General features: G+C 64.8%; 21 protein-coding genes. 11 read left to right on the top strand and 10 right to left on the bottom strand.

Annotated features, from left to right (window positions below; all coding sequences use genetic code 11):
* Positions 1 to 5 precede the first annotated feature (5 nt).
* Positions 6 to 1964 (top strand): choline transporter BetT, encoded by a 1959-nt coding sequence (gene betT, locus V9K84_RS20870; protein WP_218195161.1) that lies wholly within the window; start codon positions 6 to 8, stop codon positions 1962 to 1964.
* Positions 1965 to 2114: 150 nt separating this feature from the next.
* Here the strand turns inward: betT and tauD are convergent, their stop codons facing one another.
* The 4 genes from tauD to tauA are packed head-to-tail and all read right to left on the bottom strand — an operon-like array spanning position 2115 to position 5593.
* A complete protein-coding gene (gene tauD, locus V9K84_RS20865) occupies positions 2115 to 2948 on the bottom strand; it encodes a taurine dioxygenase (protein WP_088514104.1) in 834 nt (277 codons plus the stop codon).
* Positions 2949 to 2969: 21 nt separating this feature from the next.
* Positions 2970 to 3809 carry a taurine ABC transporter permease TauC gene (tauC, locus tag V9K84_RS20860; RefSeq protein ID WP_088514105.1) on the bottom strand — a complete coding sequence of 280 codons (840 nt, stop codon included), beginning with the start codon at positions 3807 to 3809 and terminating at the stop codon, positions 2970 to 2972.
* Positions 3806 to 4600, bottom strand: a complete 795-nt coding sequence (gene tauB / locus V9K84_RS20855) for a taurine ABC transporter ATP-binding subunit (RefSeq protein ID WP_043861607.1) — start codon at positions 4598 to 4600, stop codon at positions 3806 to 3808. The genes tauC and tauB overlap by 4 nt, the downstream gene beginning before the upstream one ends.
* A gap of 15 nt (positions 4601 to 4615) precedes the next feature.
* Positions 4616 to 5593 (bottom strand): taurine ABC transporter substrate-binding protein, encoded by a 978-nt coding sequence (tauA, locus tag V9K84_RS20850; RefSeq protein ID WP_043861608.1) that lies wholly within the window; start codon positions 5591 to 5593, stop codon positions 4616 to 4618.
* A gap of 490 nt (positions 5594 to 6083) precedes the next feature.
* On the opposite strand from tauA, the gene V9K84_RS20845 reads away from it, so the two are divergent.
* The 8 genes from V9K84_RS20845 (at position 6084) to V9K84_RS20810 (ending at position 13211) form a co-directional block, all read left to right on the top strand.
* Positions 6084 to 7418: an OprD family porin gene (locus V9K84_RS20845; protein WP_088514106.1), complete on the top strand. Its 1335-nt coding sequence runs from the start codon at positions 6084 to 6086 to the stop codon at positions 7416 to 7418.
* 158 nt (positions 7419 to 7576) lie between these two features.
* The gene (locus V9K84_RS20840) at positions 7577 to 8215 is read left to right on the top strand and encodes a peroxiredoxin (protein WP_088514107.1); all 639 of its coding nucleotides are present in this window, start codon (positions 7577 to 7579) and stop codon (positions 8213 to 8215) included.
* A gap of 276 nt (positions 8216 to 8491) precedes the next feature.
* On the top strand, positions 8492 to 9085 hold the full coding sequence (ssuE, locus tag V9K84_RS20835; protein WP_043861611.1) for an NADPH-dependent FMN reductase: 594 nt from the start codon (positions 8492 to 8494) through the stop codon (positions 9083 to 9085).
* Between the two features lie 95 nt (positions 9086 to 9180).
* Entirely contained in the window at positions 9181 to 10146 is a 966-nt protein-coding gene (locus tag V9K84_RS20830; RefSeq protein WP_054915910.1) for a sulfonate ABC transporter substrate-binding protein, read from the top strand.
* Between the two features lie 58 nt (positions 10147 to 10204).
* Positions 10205 to 11353: an FMNH2-dependent alkanesulfonate monooxygenase gene (gene ssuD / locus V9K84_RS20825; protein ID WP_078481609.1), complete on the top strand. Its 1149-nt coding sequence runs from the start codon at positions 10205 to 10207 to the stop codon at positions 11351 to 11353.
* A 10-nt stretch (positions 11354 to 11363) separates the two neighbouring features.
* Positions 11364 to 12158, top strand: coding sequence for an aliphatic sulfonate ABC transporter permease SsuC (gene ssuC / locus V9K84_RS20820; protein ID WP_088514108.1), 795 nt, complete (start codon positions 11364 to 11366; stop codon positions 12156 to 12158).
* On the top strand, positions 12155 to 12967 hold the full coding sequence (gene ssuB / locus V9K84_RS20815; RefSeq protein ID WP_043861615.1) for an aliphatic sulfonates ABC transporter ATP-binding protein: 813 nt from the start codon (positions 12155 to 12157) through the stop codon (positions 12965 to 12967). The genes ssuC and ssuB overlap by 4 nt, the downstream gene beginning before the upstream one ends.
* A gap of 28 nt (positions 12968 to 12995) precedes the next feature.
* Positions 12996 to 13211 carry a TOBE domain-containing protein gene (locus tag V9K84_RS20810; protein ID WP_043861616.1) on the top strand — a complete coding sequence of 72 codons (216 nt, stop codon included), beginning with the start codon at positions 12996 to 12998 and terminating at the stop codon, positions 13209 to 13211.
* A gap of 78 nt (positions 13212 to 13289) precedes the next feature.
* Here V9K84_RS20810 and V9K84_RS20805 read toward each other — a convergent pair whose 3' ends face one another.
* The 4 genes from V9K84_RS20805 to V9K84_RS20790 all read right to left on the bottom strand — a co-directional run bounded on the left by V9K84_RS20805 (position 13290) and on the right by V9K84_RS20790 (position 18356).
* Positions 13290 to 13916, bottom strand: a complete 627-nt coding sequence (locus V9K84_RS20805; RefSeq protein WP_043861617.1) for a TetR/AcrR family transcriptional regulator — start codon at positions 13914 to 13916, stop codon at positions 13290 to 13292.
* Position 13917: 1 nt separating this feature from the next.
* Positions 13918 to 15504, bottom strand: a complete 1587-nt coding sequence (gshA, locus tag V9K84_RS20800) for a glutamate--cysteine ligase (protein ID WP_043861618.1) — start codon at positions 15502 to 15504, stop codon at positions 13918 to 13920.
* 153 nt (positions 15505 to 15657) lie between these two features.
* On the bottom strand, positions 15658 to 16044 hold the full coding sequence (locus tag V9K84_RS20795; protein ID WP_052504261.1) for a PaaI family thioesterase: 387 nt from the start codon (positions 16042 to 16044) through the stop codon (positions 15658 to 15660).
* Positions 16041 to 18356 (bottom strand): Tex family protein, encoded by a 2316-nt coding sequence (locus V9K84_RS20790; protein WP_088514109.1) that lies wholly within the window; start codon positions 18354 to 18356, stop codon positions 16041 to 16043. The genes V9K84_RS20795 and V9K84_RS20790 overlap by 4 nt, the downstream gene beginning before the upstream one ends.
* 242 nt (positions 18357 to 18598) lie before the next feature.
* On the opposite strand from V9K84_RS20790, the gene ompR reads away from it, so the two are divergent.
* Positions 18599 to 19339: a two-component system response regulator OmpR gene (gene ompR, locus V9K84_RS20785; RefSeq protein ID WP_043861620.1), complete on the top strand. Its 741-nt coding sequence runs from the start codon at positions 18599 to 18601 to the stop codon at positions 19337 to 19339.
* Positions 19340 to 19463: 124 nt separating this feature from the next.
* Positions 19464 to 20777, top strand: a complete 1314-nt coding sequence (locus V9K84_RS20780) for an ATP-binding protein (protein WP_043861621.1) — start codon at positions 19464 to 19466, stop codon at positions 20775 to 20777.
* 12 nt (positions 20778 to 20789) lie between these two features.
* Here the strand turns inward: V9K84_RS20780 and rimK are convergent, their stop codons facing one another.
* Positions 20790 to 21695 carry a 30S ribosomal protein S6--L-glutamate ligase gene (gene rimK, locus V9K84_RS20775; RefSeq protein ID WP_043861622.1) on the bottom strand — a complete coding sequence of 302 codons (906 nt, stop codon included), beginning with the start codon at positions 21693 to 21695 and terminating at the stop codon, positions 20790 to 20792.
* Positions 21692 to 22174, bottom strand: coding sequence for an ATP-dependent zinc protease (locus V9K84_RS20770; RefSeq protein ID WP_088514110.1), 483 nt, complete (start codon positions 22172 to 22174; stop codon positions 21692 to 21694). The genes rimK and V9K84_RS20770 overlap by 4 nt, the downstream gene beginning before the upstream one ends.
* Position 22175 lies beyond the last annotated feature (1 nt).

Here is a 22175-nt window from a genome sequence, read left to right as displayed (position 1 = left end):
TCCGCATGAACCCCCCGGTGTTCTATTTTGCCGCCAGCTTCATCCTGCTGTTCGGCCTGGCCGTGATCAGCAACCCGCAGGTGGCCGGTGAATGGCTGCTGGCGGCGCAGAACTGGGCCGCCAACACCGTGGGCTGGTACTACATGCTGGCGATGACCCTGTACCTGGTCTTCGTGGTGGTCACCGCCTTGTCCGGCTACGGCAAGATCAAGCTCGGTGCCGACCACGACGAACCCGAGTTCAGCTACCTGTCGTGGGCCGGCATGCTGTTCGCCGCCGGCATCAGCATCACGCTGTTCTTCTTCTGCGTCTCCGAACCCCTGACCCACCTGCTGCAGCCGCCCCAGGGCGAAGCCGGCACCGCCGAGGCCGGGCGCCAGGCGATGCAGCTGCTGTTTCTGCACTGGGGCCTGCACGGCTGGGGCGTGTTCGCCTTCGTGGGCATGGCGCTGGCCTACTTCGCCTACCGCCACAACCTGCCGCTGGCGCTGCGTTCGGCGCTGTACCCGCTGATCGGCAAGCGCATCAACGGCCCCATCGGCTACGCGGTGGACGGCTTCGGCATCATCGCCACGGTGTTCGGCTTGGGCGCCGACATGGGCTTTGGCGTGCTGCACCTTAACTCGGGCCTGGACTACCTGTTCGGCATCCCGCACACCCAGTGGGTGCAGGTGATCCTGATCAGCCTGATGATGGGGGCCGCGGTGGTGGTGGCCGTCGCTGGGGTCGACAAGGGCGTGCGGGTGATGTCCGACATCAACATGGTGCTGGCCTGCGCGCTGCTGCTGTTCGTACTGTTCGCCGGGCCTACCCAGCACCTGTTCAACACCCTGATCCAGAACCTGGGCGACTACCTGGGCGCGTTGCCGCGCAAGAGCTTCGACGTGTACGCCTACAACGAACCGAGCGACTGGCTGGGCGGCTGGACGGTGTTCTACTGGGCCTGGTGGATTGCCTGGGCGCCGTTCGTCGGGTTGTTCATCGCACGGATTTCCCGCGGGCGCACCATCCGCGAATTCGTGTTCGGCGTGCTGCTGATTCCGCTGGGCTTCACCCTGGCGTGGATGTCCATCTTCGGTAACAGCGCGATCCTGCAGGTGCTCAATGGCGCCACGGCGCTGGGGCAGTCGGCGCTGGAAAACCCCTCGATGAGCCTGTACCTGCTGCTGGAAACCTACCCGTGGAGCAAGGTGGTGATCGCGGTCACGGTGTTCATCAGCTTCGTGTTCTTCGTCACTTCGGCCGACTCGGGCACGGTGGTGCTCTCGACCCTGTCGGCCCGTGACGGCAGCCCGGACGAGGACGGCCCCAACTGGCTGCGGGTGTTCTGGGGTGCGATGACGGCGCTGGTGACCAGCGGGCTGCTGTTTGCCGGCAGCATCGACTCGCTCAAGTCGGCGGTGGTGCTGACCTCGCTGCCGTTCTCGGTGATCCTGCTGGCGATGATGTGGGGCCTGCACAAGGCGTTCTACCTGGAGTCGCAGCGTCAGATCGCGCAAATGCACTCGCTGGCACCGTTCGCCAACTCGCGGCGTGGGCGTGGCGGCTGGCGGCATCGCCTGAGCCAGGCGGTGCACTTCCCCTCGCGGGACGAGGTGTACCGGTTCATGGATGACGTGGTGCGCCCGGCGATTGCCGAGGTGACCGACGTGTTTGCCGAGAAGGGCCTGAATGTCATCACCCAGGAAGACCCGAGCCACGACAACGTGAGCCTGAAGATCGGCCATGGCGAAGAGCAGCCGTTCATCTACCAGGTGCAGATGCGCGGGTACTTCACGCCATCGTTCGCACTGGCAGGGCTGGGCACGCAGGAGTTGAAGAACCGGCGCTACTACCGCGCCGAGGTGCACCTGAGCGAAGGCAGCCAGGATTACGACCTGGTGGGCTACAGCAAGGAGCAGATCATCAACGACATCCTCGACCAGTACGAGCGTCACCTGCAGTTTTTGCACATGGTGCGTTAGGGCTGCCGGCCCCTTCGCCGGCAAGGCCGGCTCCTACAGGAGCCGGATTTGCCGGCGAATGCCTCCCTCTTGCCAGCTACGCCCAACGGGGTGTTTTCATACCTTGATTCGTACCACGTAGTACGTAATCAATGGCCGCGGCGCACCGCCTCAAAATGGCTTGTCGCCCAGAATAGTCGCCCGATGCATTACCCGCCGCTGCGGTCGGTAATCGTCCACCGCGTAATGCTGCGTTACGCGGTTGTCCCAGAACGCCACGTCGTTTTCCTGCCAACGCCAGCGGATGGTGAACTCCGGGCGCGTGGCGTGGGCGAACAGCAGTTTCAGGATCGCCTCGCTCTCGGCCTCGCCCAGTTCGTTGATGCGGGTAGTGAAGCCTTCGCTCACGAACAGCGATTTGCGCCCGCTCACCGGGTGCGTGCGGATCACCGGGTGCGACAGCGGCGGGTTGTTGCGCCGCGCCGCTTCCCAGCGCGCCAGGTCTTCGGCGGTGTTGCCAAAGCGCTCCAGCGGAAACGACTTGGTGAAGTCGTGGGTGGCGGTCAGCCCGTCGAGCAGCTTGCGCAGCGGCGCCGACAGTGCCTCATAGGCGGCAATGCCGCTGGCCCACAGGGTGTCGCCACCATAGGCCGGCAACTGCTTGGCGCTGAGCACCGCACCCAGCGCCGGGGTGGGCAGAAAGGTCACGTCGGTATGCCAGATGGCGTTGTCGCGTACATCGGTGACGGCCGTGTCGAGCACCAGCACCTGTGGCGTTTCGGGCACGTTGGGGTAGATGGGGTGAATGTGCAGGTCGCCGAAACGCGCGGCAAAACTGGCCTGCTGCTGCGGGGTCAGCGGCTGCTCGCGAAAGAACAGCACCTGGTGCTGGAGCAGCGCCTGCTCCACGGCGTCACGGTGTTCACGGCTGATCTCGCGGGTCAGGTCGATGCCGCTGATCTGGGCGCCGAGCGCGGGGCTCAGCGGGGTAATGGTCAGGCTCATGTCGGTCTCTTTGTGCAAGTCTCAATGGCTCTGGCCATGCCAGGGCACCAGCTTGCGCTGCAGGGCGCGCAAGCTCATTTCCAATGCGAAGGCGATCAGGGCAATCACCAGAATGCCCAGCACCACCACGTCGGTCACCAGGAACTGCGCGGCTGACTGCACCATGAAGCCCAGCCCGCTGGTGGCGGCAATCAGTTCGGCGGCCACCAGGGTCGACCAGCCCACGCCCAGGCCGATGCGCACGCCGGTAAGAATGTCGGGCAGTGCGCTGGGCAGGATCACGTGGCGAATCAGTTGTGCTCGGGTGGCCCCCAGCGACTGCGCGGCGCGCAGCCTGGCCGGGTCGACGGTGCGTACGCCGGTGGCAGTGGCGATGGCGATCGGGGCGAAGATCGCCAGGTAGATCAGCAGCACCTTGGACAACTCGCCGATGCCGCACCAGATCACGATCAACGGCAGGTAGGCCAGCGGCGGGATCGGCCGGTAGAACTCGATCAGCGGGTCGAAGATGCCGCGGGCAATACGGTTGTGGCCGATGGCGATGCCGATCGGGATCGCGGTCAGGATCGCCGCGCCCAGGGCCAGGCCGATACGCTGCAGGCTCGCGCCCAGGTGCTGCCACAGGGTCGATTCCATGTAGCCCTGGGTCATCAGTAGCCAGGCCTTGCCCAGCACCGCCTCGGGCGAGGGCAGAAACAGCGGCTCGATCCATTCGGCGGCGGTCACCGCCCACCAGGCCAGCAACAGCGTGGCCAGGGTCAGTACGCTGATCCAGCGTGTGCTCAGGCTGCGCCGCGCCTTCACGGGCACCGCTGCAGCAGCGGCAGGTTTGGCCGTTACCGGCAGGTCGAGGCTGCTCATGCGAGCTCCTTGCGCGGGGTGGCGCTGCGTTGGGAGAACACCCGCGACAGTACGTGCTCGCGGGTTTCGATGAAGCGTGGGTCGGACTTGATCGCGCGTGCCGATTCGCCTGCGGCGTAGCGCTGGCCGAAGTCCAGTTGCAGGCGCTCGACGATCTGCCCCGGGTTGGGCGCCAGCAGCACCAGTTCGGTGGCCAGGAACACCGCCTCCTCGATGTCGTGGGTAATCAGGAACACCGGCTTGGCGGTGCGTTGCCACACCTGCAGCAGCAGTTCCTGCATCTGTTCGCGGGTGAATGCATCCAGGGCGCCGAACGGCTCGTCCATCAGCAGGATGCGCGGGTCGGCAGCCAGTGCACGGGCCAGGCCCACACGCTGCTTCTGCCCGCCCGACAATTGCCAGATACGCCGGCTGCCGAAGTCGGCCAGGTCCACCAGGGCGAGCATTTCGCGGGCCCTGGCTTCACGTTGTGCACGGGGTACGCCGGCCAGTTCCAGGCCGAAGCCGACGTTGGCCAGTACGTCCTGCCAGGGCAGCAGGGCGTCGTCCTGGAACACCACGCCACGGTCGGCGCCGGGGCCCTGCACCGCTTGGCCGTCGAGGGTGATGCGCCCGGCGCTGGGGGTGACGAAGCCGGCGATCAGGTTGAGCAGCGAAGTCTTGCCGCTGCCGGAAGGGCCCAGGGCCACCAGCAGCTGCTGCGGGCCCAGGCTCAGTGAGATGTCGGCCAGTACGGGTTCGGCAGCGCCGGGGTACTGTGCGCTGATGCGCTCCAGTTGTAGCAGGGCCATGAAGGGGCTCCGGTGTCAGTTGGTGATGAACTGGGCGCTGACATAGGGCGCGTAGTCCGGCAGTACCGCGTCGACCTTGCCTTGTTCCTTGAGGAAGGTGGCGGTGTCGGTGATGGCCTTGGTGGTCGGTGCGCCCAGGGCCGCGACCTGGTCGGCGGCCAGCGGGAACACGTTGCCCTGCAGCAGGCCCGGAATGTCCGCGGCCTTGGCGCCGGAAAGCTTGACCAGCTTGTCGACGTTGGCCTTGTCGGCTAGCCAGGCTTGCGGGTTTTTGCGGTAGTCGGCGTAGGCGTCGAGGGTGACCTTGGCGAAGGCCTTGACGATCTCGGGGTGCTTGGCGGCGAAGTCCTTGCGCACGATCCAGGCGTCGAAGGTCGGCGCGCCTTTTTCGGCCAGCTCGCCGGAGGTGATCAGCACCTTGCCGTTTTCCTTGGCCACGCCCAGGGCTGGGTCCCATACGTAGGTGGCGTCGATGTCGCCGCGCTTCCAGGCGGCGATGATCGCCGGTGGCGCGAGGTTGAGGATCTGCACCTTGGACGGGTCGATGTTCCACTGTTTGAGTGCGGCCAGCAGGCTGTAGTGGCCGGTGGACACGAACGGTACGGCGATCTTCTTGCCGATCAGGTCCTGCGGCGAGTTGATGCCGCTGCCCTCGCGAGCCACCAGTGCCTCGGCGGCGCCGATCTGGGTGGCGATCAGGAAGGTTTCCACCGGCAGCTTGCGGGTGGCGGCGGCGGCCAGGGGGCTGGAGCCCAGGTAGCCGATCTGTACGTCACCGGAGGCGACGGCGGTGATCACGTCGGCGCCGCTGTCGAACTTGCGCCAGTCGATGCTGGCCTTGCTGGTCTTTTCATAGGTGCCATCGACCTGGGCCACCTTGGCCGGATCGACGGTGGTCTGGTAGGCCACGGTCAGGTCGGCGGCCTGGACGAAGAAGGCGGCACCGGCCAGGGCCAGGGCGGTGAACAGGCGCAGCGGGGCAGGCAGGGTCATGGAAAACTCCTCGTCAGGCGGGTAGGCGGTGTGGATGACGAGAAGACTAGTTGATCTAAGAATGTCGAAATAAATAACTTTTTGGCATTAGCTTAGGAGTCATTGGCTGGATGACCCGGGTCAAGGTAGTCGCTGCCAGGGTGGTGAACAATCGCGGGCTGCCGGGGCAATGAGGAAGATGATCGGTATAAAAAATATATTTTTAAGAAGATATGGGAATTAGCTTATGGGCTATCCTGCAAAACGCTGAAATAATCGGACTATATTCCGTAATAATCTGAAAAATTCACAAAATTGTCTTTTTTGATTTATAGGATTGTCATTATCCTTCGCACCCAAGGCCGGCGCCTTAGACCAAAGTAGTGAAACGACTGGTTACGATTGACTTATCAGTCACGCTTTGGTGCTAATCGCCAATCGTCTTTGGAGCGGAACGACAGAGTCTGCCCATCAAGCGACACACAAAAATTAGAATCGAAAGGAGTGATGCATGAACAAGTCCAGCCTGGCACTTGCCGTGGCCGTAGGGGTACTGGCCCAGCAAGCGGGTGCAGCCGGTTTTGTGGAAGACAGCAAGGCGAGCATCACTGCACGCAACTTCTACATCAACCAAGACAACCGTAATGGCGATGGCAAACCTTCCAAACAGGAAGAATGGGGCCAAGGTTTCATCTTCAACTTCAGCTCGGGCTTCACCGAAGGCACAGTCGGCTTTGGTGTCGACGCCATCGGCCTGGCCGGTTTCCGCCTGGACTCGGGTAAAGGCACCCACTACAACCCAACCAGCTCTGCCAAGGGCGGCCTGGTGTTCCCAACCGACGGCGACGGCCGTGCGGTCAACGAATTCAGCAGCGTGGGCCTGACCGGCAAGGTCAAGATCTCGAAAACCGTCGCTCAGCTGGGCACCCTGCAGCCAAAACTGCCGGTCGTGACCTACAACGACGGTCGTCTGCTGCCGCAGACTTTCGAAGGTGGCCAGATCACCTCGAACGAAATCGACAACCTGACCCTGATCGGCGGCAAGCTGGAACATGCCAAGGGCCGTAACTCGACCAACAACGAGTCGCTGACCATCGCCGGCTCCAACGGCAACCCGCAAACCGCGACCGCGAACCGTCGCAGCAACGCGTTCTACTACGCCGGTGCCGACTACAAGATCACCAAGGACCTGTTGGCGCAGTACTACTACGGCAACCTGGACGACTTCTACAAACAGCACTTCCTGGGCCTGACCCACACCCTGGCACTGCCAGTGGGTAGCCTGAAGTCCGACCTGCGTTATTTCTACAGCGATTCGGACGGCAAGAACGGCAGCACCGAAGGTCGCCTGGCCGGCTACCGTGCCTCCGGCTACCAGAACAACGGTGAAGTCGACAACCGCACCTGGAGCGCCAAGTTCACCTACAGCCTGCAAGGCCATGCCTTGAGCGCCGGCTACCAGCGCGTCAACGGTACCAGTGACTTCCCGTTCCTGAACCAGGGTGACGGTTCGACCAGCTACCTGATCACCGACGTGCAGATCGGCAAGTTCCAGCGTGCCGGCGAGCGCACCTGGCTGGCGCAGTACGCCTATGACTTCGCTGCCATCGGCGTGCCTGGCCTGACCACCTCCGTAATCTACCTCAAGGGCGACAACGTCAACGCGCCGGGCAGTGACCGTTCCGAGTGGGAACGTGACTTCACCCTGGGCTACGTCGTACCGGAAGGTACCCTCAAGGGTCTGGGCCTGGCCTGGCGTAACGCCTCGCTGCGTTCCGACGCGGTCAACCAGCGCGACCAGGACGAAAACCGTCTGATCCTCAGCTACACCTACAGCTTCCTGTAAGGCCTGGCTGAACGAAAAGCCCCGCCGTGTGCGGGGTTTTTTTTGCCCGTGAATTGATAGGCTTTTCAGTTATAAATAAATCGATATTTATTCTTTTTAACCTTATGCACAGGCAGGCTACAGTGAGGTCATAAACAACCCAGCCAAGGAGCCGCACCATGAGCCTCAGACTCGGCGATATCGCCCCCGATTTCGAACAGGATTCCAGCGCGGGCAAGATCCGCTTCCACGAGTGGCTGGGCGACAGCTGGGGCGTGCTGTTCTCGCACCCGGCCGACTTCACGCCGGTGTGCACCACGGAACTGGGCTTTACCGCCAAGCTCAAGGACCAGTTCGCCGAGCGTGGGGTCAAGGCCATCGCGCTGTCGGTCGACCCGGTGGACTCGCACCACCGCTGGATCGAAGACATCAATGAAACCCAGAACACCATCGTCAACTTCCCGATCCTGGCCGACGCCGACCGCAAGGTGTCGGACCTGTACGACCTGATCCACCCCAACGCCAGCGACACCCTGACGGTACGCTCCCTGTTCGTGATCGACCCGAACAAGAAGATCCGCCTGACCATCACCTACCCGGCCAGCACCGGCCGGAACTTCAACGAGATTTTGCGGGTGATCGATTCGTTGCAGCTCACCGACAATCACAAGGTCGCCACCCCGGCCAACTGGCAGGACGGTGACGAGGTGGTGATCGTGCCGTCGCTCAAGGACGAAGAGGAAATCAAGCGGCGCTTTCCGAAGGGCTACCGGGTGGTCAAGCCGTACCTGCGCCTGACCCCGCAGCCTAACCGTTGAATGTTTTGATGTAGCCACAGCAGGGCATTTCGGGGCCGTTTCGACGGCCCTTTTTTATGTCCGCGCAGGCCTCTTTCGCCGGCAGGGCCGGCTCCTGCGAGGTTGCACTGCCCCCTGTAGGAGCCGGCCTTGCCGACGAAGTTCTTATAGTTCCAGATAGAATAAACAAATGAAAAAATATGATTTATTGGTATATATGCCGAGCTGTTATGGTCACTCCACTCCAGCGAGATCCAATCTCGCGGCCCTCTAGAACACGATCAAGGAAGTGCTCCAATGCTGGTTGTTTCTCTCGGCGGTAGTCCCAGTCTGCGTTCGCGCTCCGGCGTCCTGCTCGACCGCGCGCGGCAATGGCTGAACAGCCAGGGCGTGGAAGTGGTGAGCTTCCAGGTACGCGATTTCCCCGCCGAAGACCTGCTGCACGCACGTTTCGACAGCCCCACGGTGCAGCACTTCCTGCAACTGGTGGCCCAGGCCGACGGCCTGGTGGTTGCCACCCCGGTATACAAGGCGTCCTTCGCCGGTGCGCTGAAGACCCTGCTCGACCTGCTGCCCGAGCGTGCGCTGGAACACAAGGTGGTTCTGCCCATCGCCACCGGTGGCAGCATCGCCCACATGCTGGCGGTGGACTACGCGCTCAAGCCGGTGCTCTCGGCGCTCAAGGCCCAGGAGACCCTGCAGGGGATCTTCGCCGACGACAGCCAGATCGCCTACGGCGAAGGCAGCGCCGCCGCCCAATTGGCGCCGGTGCTTGAGCAGCGTCTTAACGAATCGCTGGAACTGTTTCACAGCGCCCTCGCGCGCCGCCCCAAGCCGGTGGCCCCGGGCCTGCTCAACGAACGTCTGCTCAGTGCTCGCTGGAGCATCTGAAGCGCTACACCGGCTTTACCGTCTTACCCCACCTTACTCGCCCGCCAACGGGCAAGCAGGTGCAGCCTGAACCCCACAGCAAAAAGGAGAGCGCTATGCGCACTGTCGTTTTGCGTCGCGGTCTGGTCGCTCTGTTTGCTGCGGCTGTGTCCTTCGGCGCCATCACTCAAGCCCAGGCCGAGAGCCTGCGCATCGGTTACCAGAAGTACGGCACCCTGGTGCTGCTCAAGGCCAAGGGCTCCCTTGAAAAGCGCCTGGCTGCCCAGGGCGTGCAGGTGCAGTGGACTGAATTCCCCGGCGGCCCGCAGCTGCTCGAGGGCCTCAACGTGGGCTCCATCGACTTTGGCGTGACCGGCGAAACCCCGCCTGTGTTTGCCCAGGCCGCCGGTGCCGACCTGCTCTACGTGGCCTACGAGCCACCGGCCCCCACCAGCGAGGCGATCCTGGTACCCAAGGGTTCGCCGATCCAGTCGGTGAAGGAACTCAAGGGCAAGAAGGTCGCCCTGAACAAGGGCTCCAACGTGCATTACCTGCTGGTGCGCGCCCTGGAAGACGCCGGCCTCAAGTACACCGACATCACGCCGGTATTCCTGCCGCCAGCCGATGCCCGCGCCGCGTTCGAGCGTGGCAGCGTCGACGCCTGGGTCATCTGGGACCCGTACCAGGCCGCCGCCGAGCAGCAGTTGCAGGCACGCACCCTGCGCGATGGCAGTGGCATCGTCGACAACCACCAGTTCTATCTGGCCACCCGGCCCTATGCGCAGCAGCACCCTGAAGTGATCGCCGCGCTGGTGGACGAGGTGCGCGCGGTGGGCGAGTGGTCCAAGGCCAACCCGCAGGAGGTCACCGACCAGGTGGCGCCGCTGCTGGGCCTGCCGGCCGACATCACCCTGACCTCGGTCAAGCGCCAGGGCTACGGTGCGCATTTCCTGACCCCGGACGTGGTCACCGCCCAGCAGAAGATCGCCGACACCTTCCATACCCTGAAGCTGATTCCCAAGCCGCTGAGCATCAAGGATGTGATCTGGACGCCACCGGCCAAGGTCGCCACCGCGCCTTGACGTTCGACCGCACCGGGGCGCCGCCCCGGCTTGCGCCACCCCTTAGGAGACAACTCCAATGAGCCTCAATGTTTTCTGGTTTCTGCCAACCCACGGCGACGGTCATTACCTTGGCACCGCCGAAGGTGCTCGCGCTGTCGATCATGGTTACCTGCAACAGATCGCCCAGGCCGCCGACCGTCTGGGCTTCGGTGGCGTGCTGATCCCTACCGGCCGCTCGTGCGAAGACTCGTGGCTGGTGGCCGCGTCGCTGATTCCGGTGACCCAGCGCCTGAAGTTCCTGGTGGCCCTGCGCCCGGGAATCATCTCGCCGACCGTGGCGGCACGCCAGGCCGCGACCCTCGACCGCCTGTCCAATGGCCGTGCGCTGTTCAACCTGGTGACCGGTGGCGACCCGGAGGAGCTGTCCGGCGACGGCCTGTTCCTCAGCCACGAAGAGCGCTACCAGGCCTCGGTGGAATTCACCCGCATCTGGCGCCGCGTGCTGGAAGGCGAAACCGTCGACTACGATGGCCAGCACATCAAGGTAAAAGGCGCCAAGCTGCTCTACCCGCCGGTGCAGCAGCCACGCCCGCCGCTGTACTTCGGTGGCTCGTCGGAAGCGGCGCAAGACCTCGCCGCCGAACAGGTCGAGCTGTACCTGACCTGGGGCGAGCCACCGGCCGCCGTGGCCGAGAAAATCGAACAGGTGCGCGCCAAGGCCGCCCAGCAGGGCCGTAGCGTTCGTTTCGGTATCCGCCTGCACGTGATCGTGCGCGAGACCAACGCCGAGGCCTGGCAAGCGGCCGAGCGCCTGATCTCGCACCTGGACGACGACACCATTGCCCGTGCCCAGGCCTCGCTGGCGCGCTTCGACTCGGTGGGCCAGCAACGCATGGCTGCGCTGCATGGCGGCAACCGCGACAACCTGGAGGTCAGCCCCAACCTGTGGGCCGGGGTCGGCCTGGTGCGTGGCGGTGCCGGCACCGCGCTGGTCGGCGATGGCCCGACCGTGGCCGCACGGGTCAAGGAATACGCCGACCTGGGTATCGACACCTTCATCTTCTCCGGCTACCCGCACCTGGAAGAGTCCTACCGCGTGGCCGAACTGCTGTTCCCGCACCTTGACATCCAGCGCCCCGAGGCCCCGGCCGGTGCCAACTATGTGAGCCCGTTCGGTGAGATGGTCGCCAACGACATCCTGCCCAAAGCCGCGGCCAAGGCGTGAGGATCGAAGCATGAAACGATCCTCCATTCCCTTGTCGCATCGCCTGGCGCCGTGGGCCCTGCCCGTGCTGCTGCTGGCGGTGTGGCAGCTGGCGGTCAGCGCCGGCTGGCTGTCGACGCGCATCCTGCCAGCGCCGAGCGCGGTGCTCAGTGCCGGCGTAGACCTGGTGCGCAGCGGCGAAATCTGGACCCACCTGGCCATCAGCGGCTGGCGCGCCGCGGTCGGCTTCGTGATCGGCGGCAGCATCGGCCTGGCGCTGGGCTTCATCACCGGTCTGTCGAAGTGGGGCGAACGCCTGCTCGACAGCTCGGTGCAGATGATCCGCAACGTGCCGCACCTGGCGCTGATCCCGCTGGTGATCCTGTGGTTCGGCATCGACGAGTCGGCAAAGATCTTCCTGGTGGCCCTGGGCACCCTTTTCCCGATCTACCTGAACACCTACCACGGCATCCGCAATGTCGACCCGGCGCTGGTGGAAATGGCCCGCAGCTATGGCCTGAGCGGTTTTGCGCTGTTTCGCCAGGTGATCCTGCCCGGTGCGCTGCCCTCGATCCTGGTGGGCGTGCGCTTCGCGCTGGGCTTCATGTGGCTGACCCTGATCGTGGCCGAAACCATCTCGGCCAACGCCGGCATCGGCTACCTGGCGATGAACGCCCGCGAATTTCTGCAAACCGACGTGGTGGTGCTGGCGATCGTGCTGTACGCCGTGCTCGGCAAGCTCGCCGACCTGGCCGCCCGTGGCCTGGAGCGTGTATGGCTGCGCTGGCACCCGGCCTATCAAGTCAGCAAGGGAGACGGCGCATGACCGTGCTCAAGGAACAACCGCCACGGCTGCTGCGCGGAATACCGCTGGCCGTGCACAAGCTGCAAAAGACCTTTGGCCAACGTCAGGTGCTGCGCGACATCGACTTGCACATCCCGGCGGGCCAGTTCGTTGCCATCGTCGGCCGTAGCGGCTGCGGCAAGAGCACCCTGCTGCGTCTGCTGGCCGGGCTCGACCAGCCCAGTGCCGGCGAGCTGCTGGCCGGTTCTGCGGCGCTCAGCGATGCCCGCGAGGACACCCGGCTGATGTTCCAGGAGGCGCGCCTGCTGCCCTGGAAGAAAGTCATCGACAACGTCGGCCTGGGGCTCACCGGCAACTGGCGTGAGCGTGCGTTGCAGGCGCTGGAGGCGGTGGGCCTGGCAGACCGGGCCAACGAGTGGCCGGCGGCGTTGTCCGGTGGGCAGAAGCAGCGCGTGGCCCTGGCCCGTGCGCTGATTCACCAGCCGCGCCTGCTGCTGCTGGACGAGCCGCTGGGCGCACTGGATGCGCTGACCCGGATCGAGATGCAGCAACTGATCGAGAACCTGTGGCGCAAGCACGGCTTCACCGTGTTGCTGGTGACCCATGACGTCAGCGAAGCGGTGGCGGTGGCCGATCGGGTGATCCTGATCGAGGACGGCGAGATCGGCCTGGACCTGCTGGTCGACCTGCCGCGTCCGCGGGCACGCGGCTCGCATCGCCTGGCGGCGCTGGAAACCGAAGTGCTGAACCGTGTCCTGTCGGTGCCGGGCACCCCGCCCGAGCCTGAACCTGTAGCACCTTTGCCCACGCAGCTGCGTTGGGCCCATTGATCTTTCGTCTTTAAAAGGAAACCTGCACATGACCATCAAAGCGATCAACGTACGTAACCAGTTCAAAGGCACTGTGAAAGAAATCCTGGAAGGCCCTGTACTGTCGGAAATCGACGTGCAGACGGCATCGGGCATCGTCACCTCGGTGATCACCACCCGTTCGGTCAAGGAGCTGGAACTGGTGGTGGGCAGTGAGGTGATTGCGTTCGTGAAGTCGACTGAAGTGTCGATCGCCAAGCTCTGAAAAAGCTTCGCCGGCAAGGCCGGCTCCTACAGGTTTACAGCGGGCCTGTAGGAGCCGGCCTTGCCGGCGAAAGGGCCGTCAGCGTTTGGGCAGAAAGGGCGGCAGGTACAATCCCAGGTACGCATCGAACACCCGCATTCCTTCCTCCGCCATGCGCGGGGTGATCTGCCCGTGCAGCTGCACCGAACGGGCATACACCCGGTCTCCCAACTCCATCGCCAGGGCAAACACATCCACATCGTCCGGCAACGCCGGCAGCCGGAAGTGCTCGGCAAACAGCTTGTGCATCAGGTCGCCCAGCTCGATGTCGTGCTGGCGGTCGGCCTGGGTCACTTCGCTCAGCCCATGCTGCGCCAGAATCAGCTGGCGCGCCGCCGCATCCTGGTTGTAGATGCTCAGCATGCGCTGCTCCACCAGGCGCGACAGGTCGCCCCAGTGCTGCAGGCTGCCAGGCTCGATCGGCGCCTGCAGGCAGGCGCGAAAGGCGCTGTGCACATCCGCCGTCAAGGCTTCGAGCAGCGCCGGCACACTGGCGAAGAAGTGGTACACCGACGAGGGCGGGATCTGTGCGCGTTCGGCCACTGCATAGATCGACAGGCTGGCCACGCCTTCGCTGGCCAGCAGGTCGCGTGCGGCGGCCAGGATCGAGTCGATCCGGGCCTGGCTGGCAGCGCGCGGTTTGCGGGGCGTGGCTGCACGGCTCATGTCAGTTGCTGATCGCCAGGATGCTGGCCTGGTAGGCGCCCACGAACAGGTCGAAATCGACCACGTCCTCTTCGCGCTCCAGGGTGGCCTGGGCCTCCAGCGATTCACGCGCCAGGGCCTCGAAACGCTGCTGCGCCTCGCTGCTCAGCGGCGTGCCGCGCAAGTAGTCGGCATGCGCCTGGCTCTGGCGCAGGGAGAAGCGGCTGAAGCTCTCCTTGTGCTCGGTCATGCTCGCCAGCACCTGGGCCGACGGCGTCAGCGACGGGTCGCTGACCTTGGCCGCCTGCGCGGCCAGGGCCTTGGCGTGCTCGTCGCTGGCGTGGCTGCGGTCGAGCAGTTCGGCCAGCGGGGCGATACGTTGCAGCAGCTCGTCGGCCCACTGCTTGAGCGCGACCGGCTGGCCGTCACGTTGCAGTTCCAGGCCAGGCTTGCGGCCCTGCTTGACCACGCTGAGGAAGTTGCTGGTGCACTGGCCGCACTCGCCATTGTCCAGCAGCGGGCTCTGCTCCAGTGCGCAGAACAGCAGGAAGGCGTCGAGGAAGCGCGCTTCGGTGAGGTCGATGCCGGTGGGCAGGAACGGATTGATGTCCAGGCAGCGCACTTCGATGTACTGGATGCCGCGGGCCATCAGCGCCTGGATCGGCCGCTCGCCGCTGTAGGTCACGCGCTTGGGGCGGATGTTGGAGTAGTACTCGTTTTCGATCTGCAGGATGTTGGTGTTCAGCTGCACCCACTCGCCATCCTTGTGCGTGCCGATCTCGACATACGGCGCATAGGGCGTGGCGACGGCCTTGCGCAGGCTGTCGGTGTAGCTGGCCAGGTTGTTGTAGCACGGCGTCAGGCCGGCCTGGGCGTTGCTCTGGTAACCCAGGTCGCTCATGCGCAGGCTGGTGGCGTAGGGCAGGTACAGGGTGTCGGCATCGAATTGTTCGAGCTGGTGCGCGCGGCCGCGCAGGAAGCCTGCGTCCAGCGCCGGGGAGGCGCCGAACAGGTACATCAGCAGCCAGCTGTAGCGACGGAAGTTGCGGATCAGTGCGATGTACGCCGACGACTGGTAGTCGCGGTCGTCGCCCGCCTGGCCTTCGGCCTGGCGCAGCAGCGGCCAGATCTGTTCTGGCAGCGAAAAATTGTAGTGGATGCCGGCAATGCATTGCATGGTGCGCCCGTAGCGCAGGGCCAGGCCCTTGCGGTACACGTACTTGAGCTGACCGATGTTCGAGGTGCCGTACCAGGCGATCGGGATGTCTTCCTCGGCCGGCAGCGGGCAGGGCATCGACGGGCTCCACAGGTACTCGTTACCGAGCTTGCTGTAGGCGAAGCGATGGATGTTCTCGAGGCTTTCGAGGGTCTGGGCAGGGTCGGCCAGGGCAGGGGTGATGAACTCCAGCAGCGACTCGGAATAGTCGGTGGTGATCTGCTCGTGGGTCAGGGCCGCGCCCAGGGCTTCGGGGTGCGGGGTCTGGGCCAGACGACCGTCCTCGGTCACGCGCAGGCATTCACGCTCGATGCCGTGCAGGCACTGCTTGAGCAGGGAGAGGTTGTCGCCCTGGCCGAGCAGGCTCAGGCGGCGGTTGAGAAGTTCGCTCAAGATGGATTCCTTCACGCGTCAGTCGCCCCAATATGGGGGTGGAAACGACGGTCTACAAGGGTGGACAGAGGAACTGGCGTGGTCGCCTGGTTTTCGCAGGGTTCCGGCAGTGCCCGCGCACTGCCGAAAGTACCGCACATTGGGCGTTTGCGGCTAGAGCACGGTGAAGGTGCCCTGGGCCCTGGCCATCAGTTTTTCGCCTTGCAGCACGTCGGCATCGACCACCAGGATGCGCCGCCCGGCCTGCAGCACGCGGGCCACGCACAGCACCTCGCCCTCGCTGACCGGACGCAGGTAGTTGATCTTGCATTCCACGGTGACGCTCTGCTTGTCGAAGCCATGGGCGCTGGAGCAGGCCAGGCCCATGGCGATGTCGACCAGGCTGAAGATCGCCCCGCCATGCAGCTTGCCGCCGCGGTTGCGCAGGTGCGGCTCAAGGGCCAGGGCCACCTCGGCAACGCCCTGGTCGAGGCGTTGCAGGCGACAGCCGAGCAGTTGGCTGAATGCGCTGCGCACCTGCTCTTCGGGCAGGTCGGTCACTTCTTCTTCAACTGCTTGGCGTTGGCGAACAGCGAGGCCATGGCGTTGTTGGCCGGGGCCGGGGTCTCCTTGGCGCGTGCCGGCTGCTGCTGGCGCGGTGCCGAGCCCGGGCGGCTGCCGCGGGCGCCGTCGATTTTCTCGCCCGGGGTGTCGCCCATGCGCATCGACAGGCCCACGCGTTTGCGCGGAATGTCCACTTCCATGACCTTGACCTTGACCACGTCGCCAGCCTTGACCGCTTCACGCGGGTCCTTGATGAACTTCTCCGACAGCGCCGAGATGTGCACCAGGCCGTCCTGGTGCACGCCGATGTCGACGAAGGCGCCGAAGTTGGTCACGTTGGTGACCACGCCTTCGAGGATCATGCCCAGTTGCAGGTCCTTGAGGTCTTCGACGCCTTCCTGGAACTCGGCGGTCTTGAACTCGGGGCGCGGGTCGCGGCCGGGCTTGTCCAGCTCTTGCAGGATGTCGGTGACGGTCGGCAGGCCGAAGGTTTCGTCGGTGAATTTTTTCGGGTCCAGGCGCTTGAGAAAGCCGCTGTCGCCGATCAGCGAGCGGATGTCGCGGTCGGTGTCGGCGGCGATGCGCTGTACCAGCGGGTAGGCTTCAGGGTGCACCGCCGAGGCGTCCAGCGGGTTGTCGCCGTTCATCACGCGCAAGAAGCCTGCGGCCTGCTCGAAGGTCTTCTCGCCCAGGCGGCTGACCTTTTTCAGCGCGGCGCGGGTCTTGAAGGCACCGTTGGCATCGCGGTGTGCCACGATGTTCTGCGCCAGGGTGCTGTTGAGGCCCGAGATGCGTGCCAGCAGCGCCACCGAGGCGGTGTTGACGTCCACGCCCACGGCGTTCACGCAGTCCTCGACCACCGCATCCAGGCCACGGGCCAGCTTGAGTTGCGACACGTCGTGCTGGTACTGGCCCACACCGATGGATTTGGGGTCGATCTTGACCAGTTCGGCCAGCGGGTCCTGCAGGCGACGGGCAATCGACACCGCGCCGCGGATCGACACGTCCAGGTCGGGGAATTCCTTGGCCGCCAGCTCGGAGGCCGAGTATACCGAGGCGCCGGCTTCGGAGACCATGATCTTGGTCATCTTCAAGGCTGGGTATTTCTTGATCAGCTCGGCGGCCAGCTTGTCGGTTTCACGGCTGGCGGTGCCGTTGCCGATGGCGATCAGCTCGACCTTGTGCCTGGCGCACAGGGCGGCGAGCACGGCGATGGTCTGGTCCCACTGGTTCTTGGGTACGTGCGGGTACACCGTGGCGGTGTCGAGCAGTTTGCCGGTGGCATCCACCACCGCCACCTTGCAGCCGGTGCGCAGGCCCGGGTCCAGGCCCAGGGTGGTGCGCGGGCCGGCCGGGGCGGCCAGCAGCAGGTCATGCAGGTTGTGGGCGAACACGTTGATCGCCTCGCCCTCGGCGTTGTCACGCAGCTCGCCGAACAGGTCGGTTTCCAGGTGCGTGTAGAGCTTGACCTTCCAGGTCCAGCGCACCACTTCGCCCAGCCACTTGTCGGCTGGGCGGTTCTGGTTTTTCACGCCGAAGTGCTCGCCGATCATCATTTCGCAGGGGTGCAGGGTGCCGGGCAGCTCTTCGCCGACCTTGAGGCTGGCCGACAGCACGCCTTCGTTGCGCCCGCGGAAGATCGCCAGGGCGCGGTGCGAGGGCGCGCTCTTGAGCGGCTCGTCGTGTTCGAAGTAGTCACGAAACTTTGCCCCTTCCTCTTCCTTGCCGGCCACCAGGCGAGCGCTGAGCACCGATTCCTGCTTGAGGAAGTTGCGCAGCTTGGCCAGCAGGCTGGCGTCTTCGGCGAAGCGCTCCATGAGGATGTACTTGGCGCCTTCGAGGGCCGCCTTGACGTCGGCCACGCCTTTTTCGGCGTCGACGAAGCGCGCCGCTTCGGTTTCCGGGTTCAGCTGCGGGTCGTTGAACAGGCCGTCGGCCAGCTCGCCCAGGCCGGCTTCCAGGGCGATCTGGCCCTTGGTGCGGCGCTTCTGCTTGTACGGCAGGTAAAGGTCTTCGAGGCGGGTCTTGGTGTCGGCCAGCTTGATCTCGCGGGCCAGCTCCGGGGTCAGCTTGCCCTGCTCCTCGATGCTGGCCAGGATGCTGGCGCGGCGGTCGTCGAGTTCGCGCAGGTAGCGCAGGCGCTCTTCCAGGTTGCGCAGTTGGGTGTCGTCCAGGCTGCCGGTCACTTCTTTACGGTAACGGGCGATAAAGGGCACCGTGGAGCCTTCATCAAGTAGAGCCACGGCCGCTTCGACCTGTTGCGGGCGGACACCGAGTTCCTCGGCGATGCGGCTGTTGATGCTGTCCATAAAACCACCTGACAATTCGTGAATGCAAAGGCCGCAGGCCGGCGCCACGGGGCGCGCTCGAGCAGGGCGACGCTGGATCAAAGCGGCGCATTATACCCAGCGATCCGGGCTTGCGGGGATCGCGGCGCGCCAGCCTGTCGGGGCATGCCGCTGGCGACTTGGGAAAAATCTGCTAACAATGCACACGGCACGCTCAAATGGCGCCTAAGCCATAATGCCCGCCGAGATTAAAGGAGCTACCCATGAGCAGCACTGCACAACCCGCCGAAGGCGAGAAAATCCTCATCGTCGATGACGACCCGGGCCTGAGCAGCCTGCTGGAGCGTTTCTTCACCAGCAAGGGCTACCGTGCCCGCGCCGTACCCAACACCGAACAGATGGACCGCCTGCTGGCGCGTGAAGTGTTCAACCTGATCGTGCTCGACCTGATGCTTCCCGGCGAAGACGGCCTGACCGCCTGCAAGCGCCTGCGCGGGGCAAACAACCAGGTGCCGATCATCATGCTCACCGCCAAGGGTGACGAACTCAGCCGCATCAAGGGCCTGGAACTGGGTGCCGACGACTACCTGGCCAAGCCGTTCAACCCCGACGAGCTGATGGCGCGGGTCAAGGCCGTGCTGCGTCGCCAGGCCCCGGTGGTACCGGGCGCACCAGGCAGCGAGGACGAAACCGTCACCTTCGGCGACTACGCGCTGTCGCTGGCCACCCGCGAACTCAAGCGCGGCGACGAAGTGCACATGCTCACCACCGGCGAATTCGCGGTGCTCAAGGCGCTGGTGATGCATGCCCGCGAGCCGCTGACCCGCGACAAGCTGATGAACCTGGCGCGCGGTCGTGAGTGGGACGCCCTGGAGCGCTCCATCGATGTGCAGATCTCGCGTTTGCGCCGCATGATCGAACCCGACCCTTCCAAGCCACGCTATATCCAGACCGTCTGGGGTGTGGGCTATGTCTTCGTGCCGGATGGCAATGCCGGCAAGTGAAGCCTTGTACAGGAGCAGGTCAGCATAGGCAGGGCGCCCCTCGGGTTGCCCTGTTTTTGCCTGTGCCGAAATCCGCAACGCCTGCGAGCCGCGCTCGCTCCTGCCAACCGTGTAGCCGTCGCCCATGAAAACGCCATTGTGGTTCCCCCAAAGCTTCTTCGCCCGCACGCTGTGGCTGGTGCTGGCCGTGGTGCTGTTCTCCAAGGCACTGACGCTGGTGTACCTGCTGATGAACGAGGACGTGCTGGTGGACCGCCAGTACAGCCACGGCGTCGCACTGACGCTGCGCGCCTACTGGGCGGCCGATGAGGAAAACCGCGAGAAGATTGCCGAAGCCGCCGGCTTGAAGCGGGTGGTCGGTACCGGTGTGCCCGAGGGTGAGCAGCACTGGCCCTACAGCGAGATCTACCAGCGCCAGATGCAGGCCGAACTGGGCGAGGACACCGAGGTGCGCCTGCGCATCCATGCGCCGCCGGCGCTGTGGGTACAGGCCCCGAGCCTGGGCGATGGCTGGCTGAAGGTGCCGCTGTACCCGCACCCGTTGCGCGGCCAGAAGATCTGGAACGTGCTGGGCTGGTTCCTGGCCATCGGCCTGTTGTCCACGGCTTCGGCCTGGATCTTCGTGCGCCAGCTCAACCAGCCGCTCAAGCGCCTGGTGTTCGCCGCCCGGCAACTGGGCCAGGGGCGCAGCGTGCGCCTGCCGATCAGCGACACGCCCAGCGAGATGACCGAGGTCTACCGGGCCTTCAACCAGATGGCGGAGGATGTCGAGCAGGCGGGGCGCGAGCGTGAGCTGATGCTGGCCGGGGTGTCCCATGACCTGCGCACGCCGCTGACGCGCCTGCGCCTGTCGCTGTCGCTGCTGGCCAACGAAAGCGACCTGACCGATGACATGGTGCGCGACATCGAGGACATGGACGCGATTCTCGACCAGTTCCTGGCGTTCATCCGCGATGGCCGCGACGAGCCGGTCGAGGAGGTGGACCTCAGCGACCTGGTACGCGAGGTGGTCGCGCCGTTCAACCAGCCCGAAGAGCAGGTGCGGCTGTGCCTGGAGCCGATCCCGCCGTTTCCGCTGCGCCGGGTTTCGATCAAGCGCCTGCTCAACAACCTGATCGGCAATGCGCTGCATCACGCCGGGCAGGGCGTGGAAGTGGCGGCCTATGTCTCGGGTGACACCAGCGCGCCCTACGTGGTGCTGAGCGTGCTCGACCGCGGCGCCGGCATCGATCCGGGTGAGCTGGAGGCGATCTTCAATCCGTTCATTCGCGGTGATCGCGCCCGCAGCGGCAAGGGCACCGGCCTGGGCCTGGCTATCGTCAAGCGCATTGCCGCCCAGCACGGCGGCAATGTGGAGCTGCGCAACCGTTCCGGTGGCGGCATCGAGGCGCGGGTACGCTTGCCCCTGGGCCTGCTGCTGCCACGCGACGCGGTCTAGGGACGCAAGGGCTCAGCCCTTGCCCTTGGTGCGGGTCAGGTTCGGCCCGCCGTTCTTCTCCAGGTGTTCGATGATCATCCCGGCCACGTCCTTGCCGGTGGTGACCTCGATGCCTTCCAGGCCCGGCGAGGAGTTGACCTCCATCACAAGCGGGCCGTGATTGGAGCGCAGGATATCCACGCCGGCCACGCTCAGGCCCATGACCTTGGCAGCGCGGATGGCGGTCATGCGTTCTTCCGGGGTGACCTTGATCAGGCTGGCGGTGCCGCCCCGGTGCAGGTTGGAACGGAACTCGCCGGGCTTGGCCTGGCGCTTCATCGAGGCGATCACCTTGTCGCCCACCACAAAGCAGCGAATGTCGGCGCCACCGGCCTCCTTGATGTACTCCTGCACCATGATGTTCTGCTTCAGGCCCATGAAGGCCTCGATCACCGACTCGGCCGCCTTGGTGGTTTCGCACAGCACCACGCCGATGCCCTGGGTGCCCTCGAGCACCTTGATCACCAGGGGGGCGCCGTTGACCATCTGGATCAGGTCGGGAATGTCGTCGGGCGAATGGGCAAAGCCGGTGACCGGCAGGCCGATGCCACGGCGCGACAGCAGCTGCAGCGAGCGCAGCTTGTCCCGCGAGCGGGCGATGGCCACCGATTCGTTGAGCGGGAACACGCCCATCATCTCGAACTGGCGCAGCACCGCGCAGCCATAGAACGTCACTGACGCGCCGATGCGCGGGATGACGGCGTCGAACCCTTCCAGCGGCTTGCCGCGATAGTGGATCTGCGGCTTGTGGCTGGCGATGTTCATGTAGGCGCGCAGGGTATCGATCACAACCATTTCATGGCCTCGTTGCGTACCGGCTTCGACCAGACGACGAGTGGAATACAGACGCGGGTTCCGCGACAGCACAGCGATCTTCATGCAACACCTGTGGAGGGGGTAATGGTGGCCGGAGAGGCCGGCTTGTCCTGTACGTATTTGAGGCCCGGGTTGACCACCAGCTGGCCGTGTACCAGGGCCTTGGAGCCGAGCAGCAGGCGATAGCGCATGGCCTTGCGGCAGGCCAGGGTGAACTCCACTTCCCACACCCGGTCGCCGAGCGCCAGGGGCGTGCGGATCACGTAGCGGGTCTGGGCATGGCCATTGGAGCTCTTGATGGTCTTCATCGTCACCAGAGGCGCTTCGCAGCGCCGGTGACGCAGTTGTACCACCGAACCCAGGTGCGCGTTGAAGCGGACCCAGGTTTCACCATCGCGTTCGAAGGTTTCCACTTCGGTGGCGTGCAGGCTGGAGGTGCTGGCGCCGGTATCGATCTTGGCGCGCAGGCCTGCCACGCCGAGGTCGGGCAAGGCCACCCACTCGCGCAGGCCGATCACGCTCAAATGGTCATATGTCTTCAAG

Source organism: Pseudomonas sp. AE27 (assembly GCF_037113495.1).
In the GTDB taxonomy this organism is placed as follows: Bacteria; Pseudomonadota; Gammaproteobacteria; order Pseudomonadales; family Pseudomonadaceae; genus Aquipseudomonas; species Aquipseudomonas palmensis.
This window is presented reverse-complemented; position numbering and strand designations above follow the sequence as displayed.

Excerpts from the sequence above, each read along its gene's own strand:
- betT (WP_218195161.1), top strand. The coding sequence starts at position 6 with ATGAACCCCCCGGTGTTCTATTTTGCCGCCAGCTTCATCCTGCTGTTC.
- tauD (WP_088514104.1), bottom strand. The coding sequence starts at position 2,948 with ATGAGCCTGACCATTACCCCGCTGAGCCCCGCGCTCGGCGCCCAGATC.
- tauC (WP_088514105.1), bottom strand. The coding sequence starts at position 3,809 with ATGAGCAGCCTCGACCTGCCGGTAACGGCCAAACCTGCCGCTGCTGCA.
- tauB (WP_043861607.1), bottom strand. The coding sequence starts at position 4,600 with ATGGCCCTGCTACAACTGGAGCGCATCAGCGCACAGTACCCCGGCGCT.
- tauA (WP_043861608.1), bottom strand. The coding sequence starts at position 5,593 with ATGACCCTGCCTGCCCCGCTGCGCCTGTTCACCGCCCTGGCCCTGGCC.
- V9K84_RS20845 (WP_088514106.1), top strand. The coding sequence starts at position 6,084 with ATGAACAAGTCCAGCCTGGCACTTGCCGTGGCCGTAGGGGTACTGGCC.
- V9K84_RS20840 (WP_088514107.1), top strand. The coding sequence starts at position 7,577 with ATGAGCCTCAGACTCGGCGATATCGCCCCCGATTTCGAACAGGATTCC.
- ssuE (WP_043861611.1), top strand. The coding sequence starts at position 8,492 with ATGCTGGTTGTTTCTCTCGGCGGTAGTCCCAGTCTGCGTTCGCGCTCC.
- V9K84_RS20830 (WP_054915910.1), top strand. The coding sequence starts at position 9,181 with ATGCGCACTGTCGTTTTGCGTCGCGGTCTGGTCGCTCTGTTTGCTGCG.
- ssuD (WP_078481609.1), top strand. The coding sequence starts at position 10,205 with ATGAGCCTCAATGTTTTCTGGTTTCTGCCAACCCACGGCGACGGTCAT.
- ssuC (WP_088514108.1), top strand. The coding sequence starts at position 11,364 with ATGAAACGATCCTCCATTCCCTTGTCGCATCGCCTGGCGCCGTGGGCC.
- ssuB (WP_043861615.1), top strand. The coding sequence starts at position 12,155 with ATGACCGTGCTCAAGGAACAACCGCCACGGCTGCTGCGCGGAATACCG.
- V9K84_RS20810 (WP_043861616.1), top strand. The coding sequence starts at position 12,996 with ATGACCATCAAAGCGATCAACGTACGTAACCAGTTCAAAGGCACTGTG.
- V9K84_RS20805 (WP_043861617.1), bottom strand. The coding sequence starts at position 13,916 with ATGAGCCGTGCAGCCACGCCCCGCAAACCGCGCGCTGCCAGCCAGGCC.
- V9K84_RS20790 (WP_088514109.1), bottom strand. The coding sequence starts at position 18,356 with ATGGACAGCATCAACAGCCGCATCGCCGAGGAACTCGGTGTCCGCCCG.
- ompR (WP_043861620.1), top strand. The coding sequence starts at position 18,599 with ATGAGCAGCACTGCACAACCCGCCGAAGGCGAGAAAATCCTCATCGTC.
- V9K84_RS20780 (WP_043861621.1), top strand. The coding sequence starts at position 19,464 with ATGAAAACGCCATTGTGGTTCCCCCAAAGCTTCTTCGCCCGCACGCTG.
- rimK (WP_043861622.1), bottom strand. The coding sequence starts at position 21,695 with ATGAAGATCGCTGTGCTGTCGCGGAACCCGCGTCTGTATTCCACTCGT.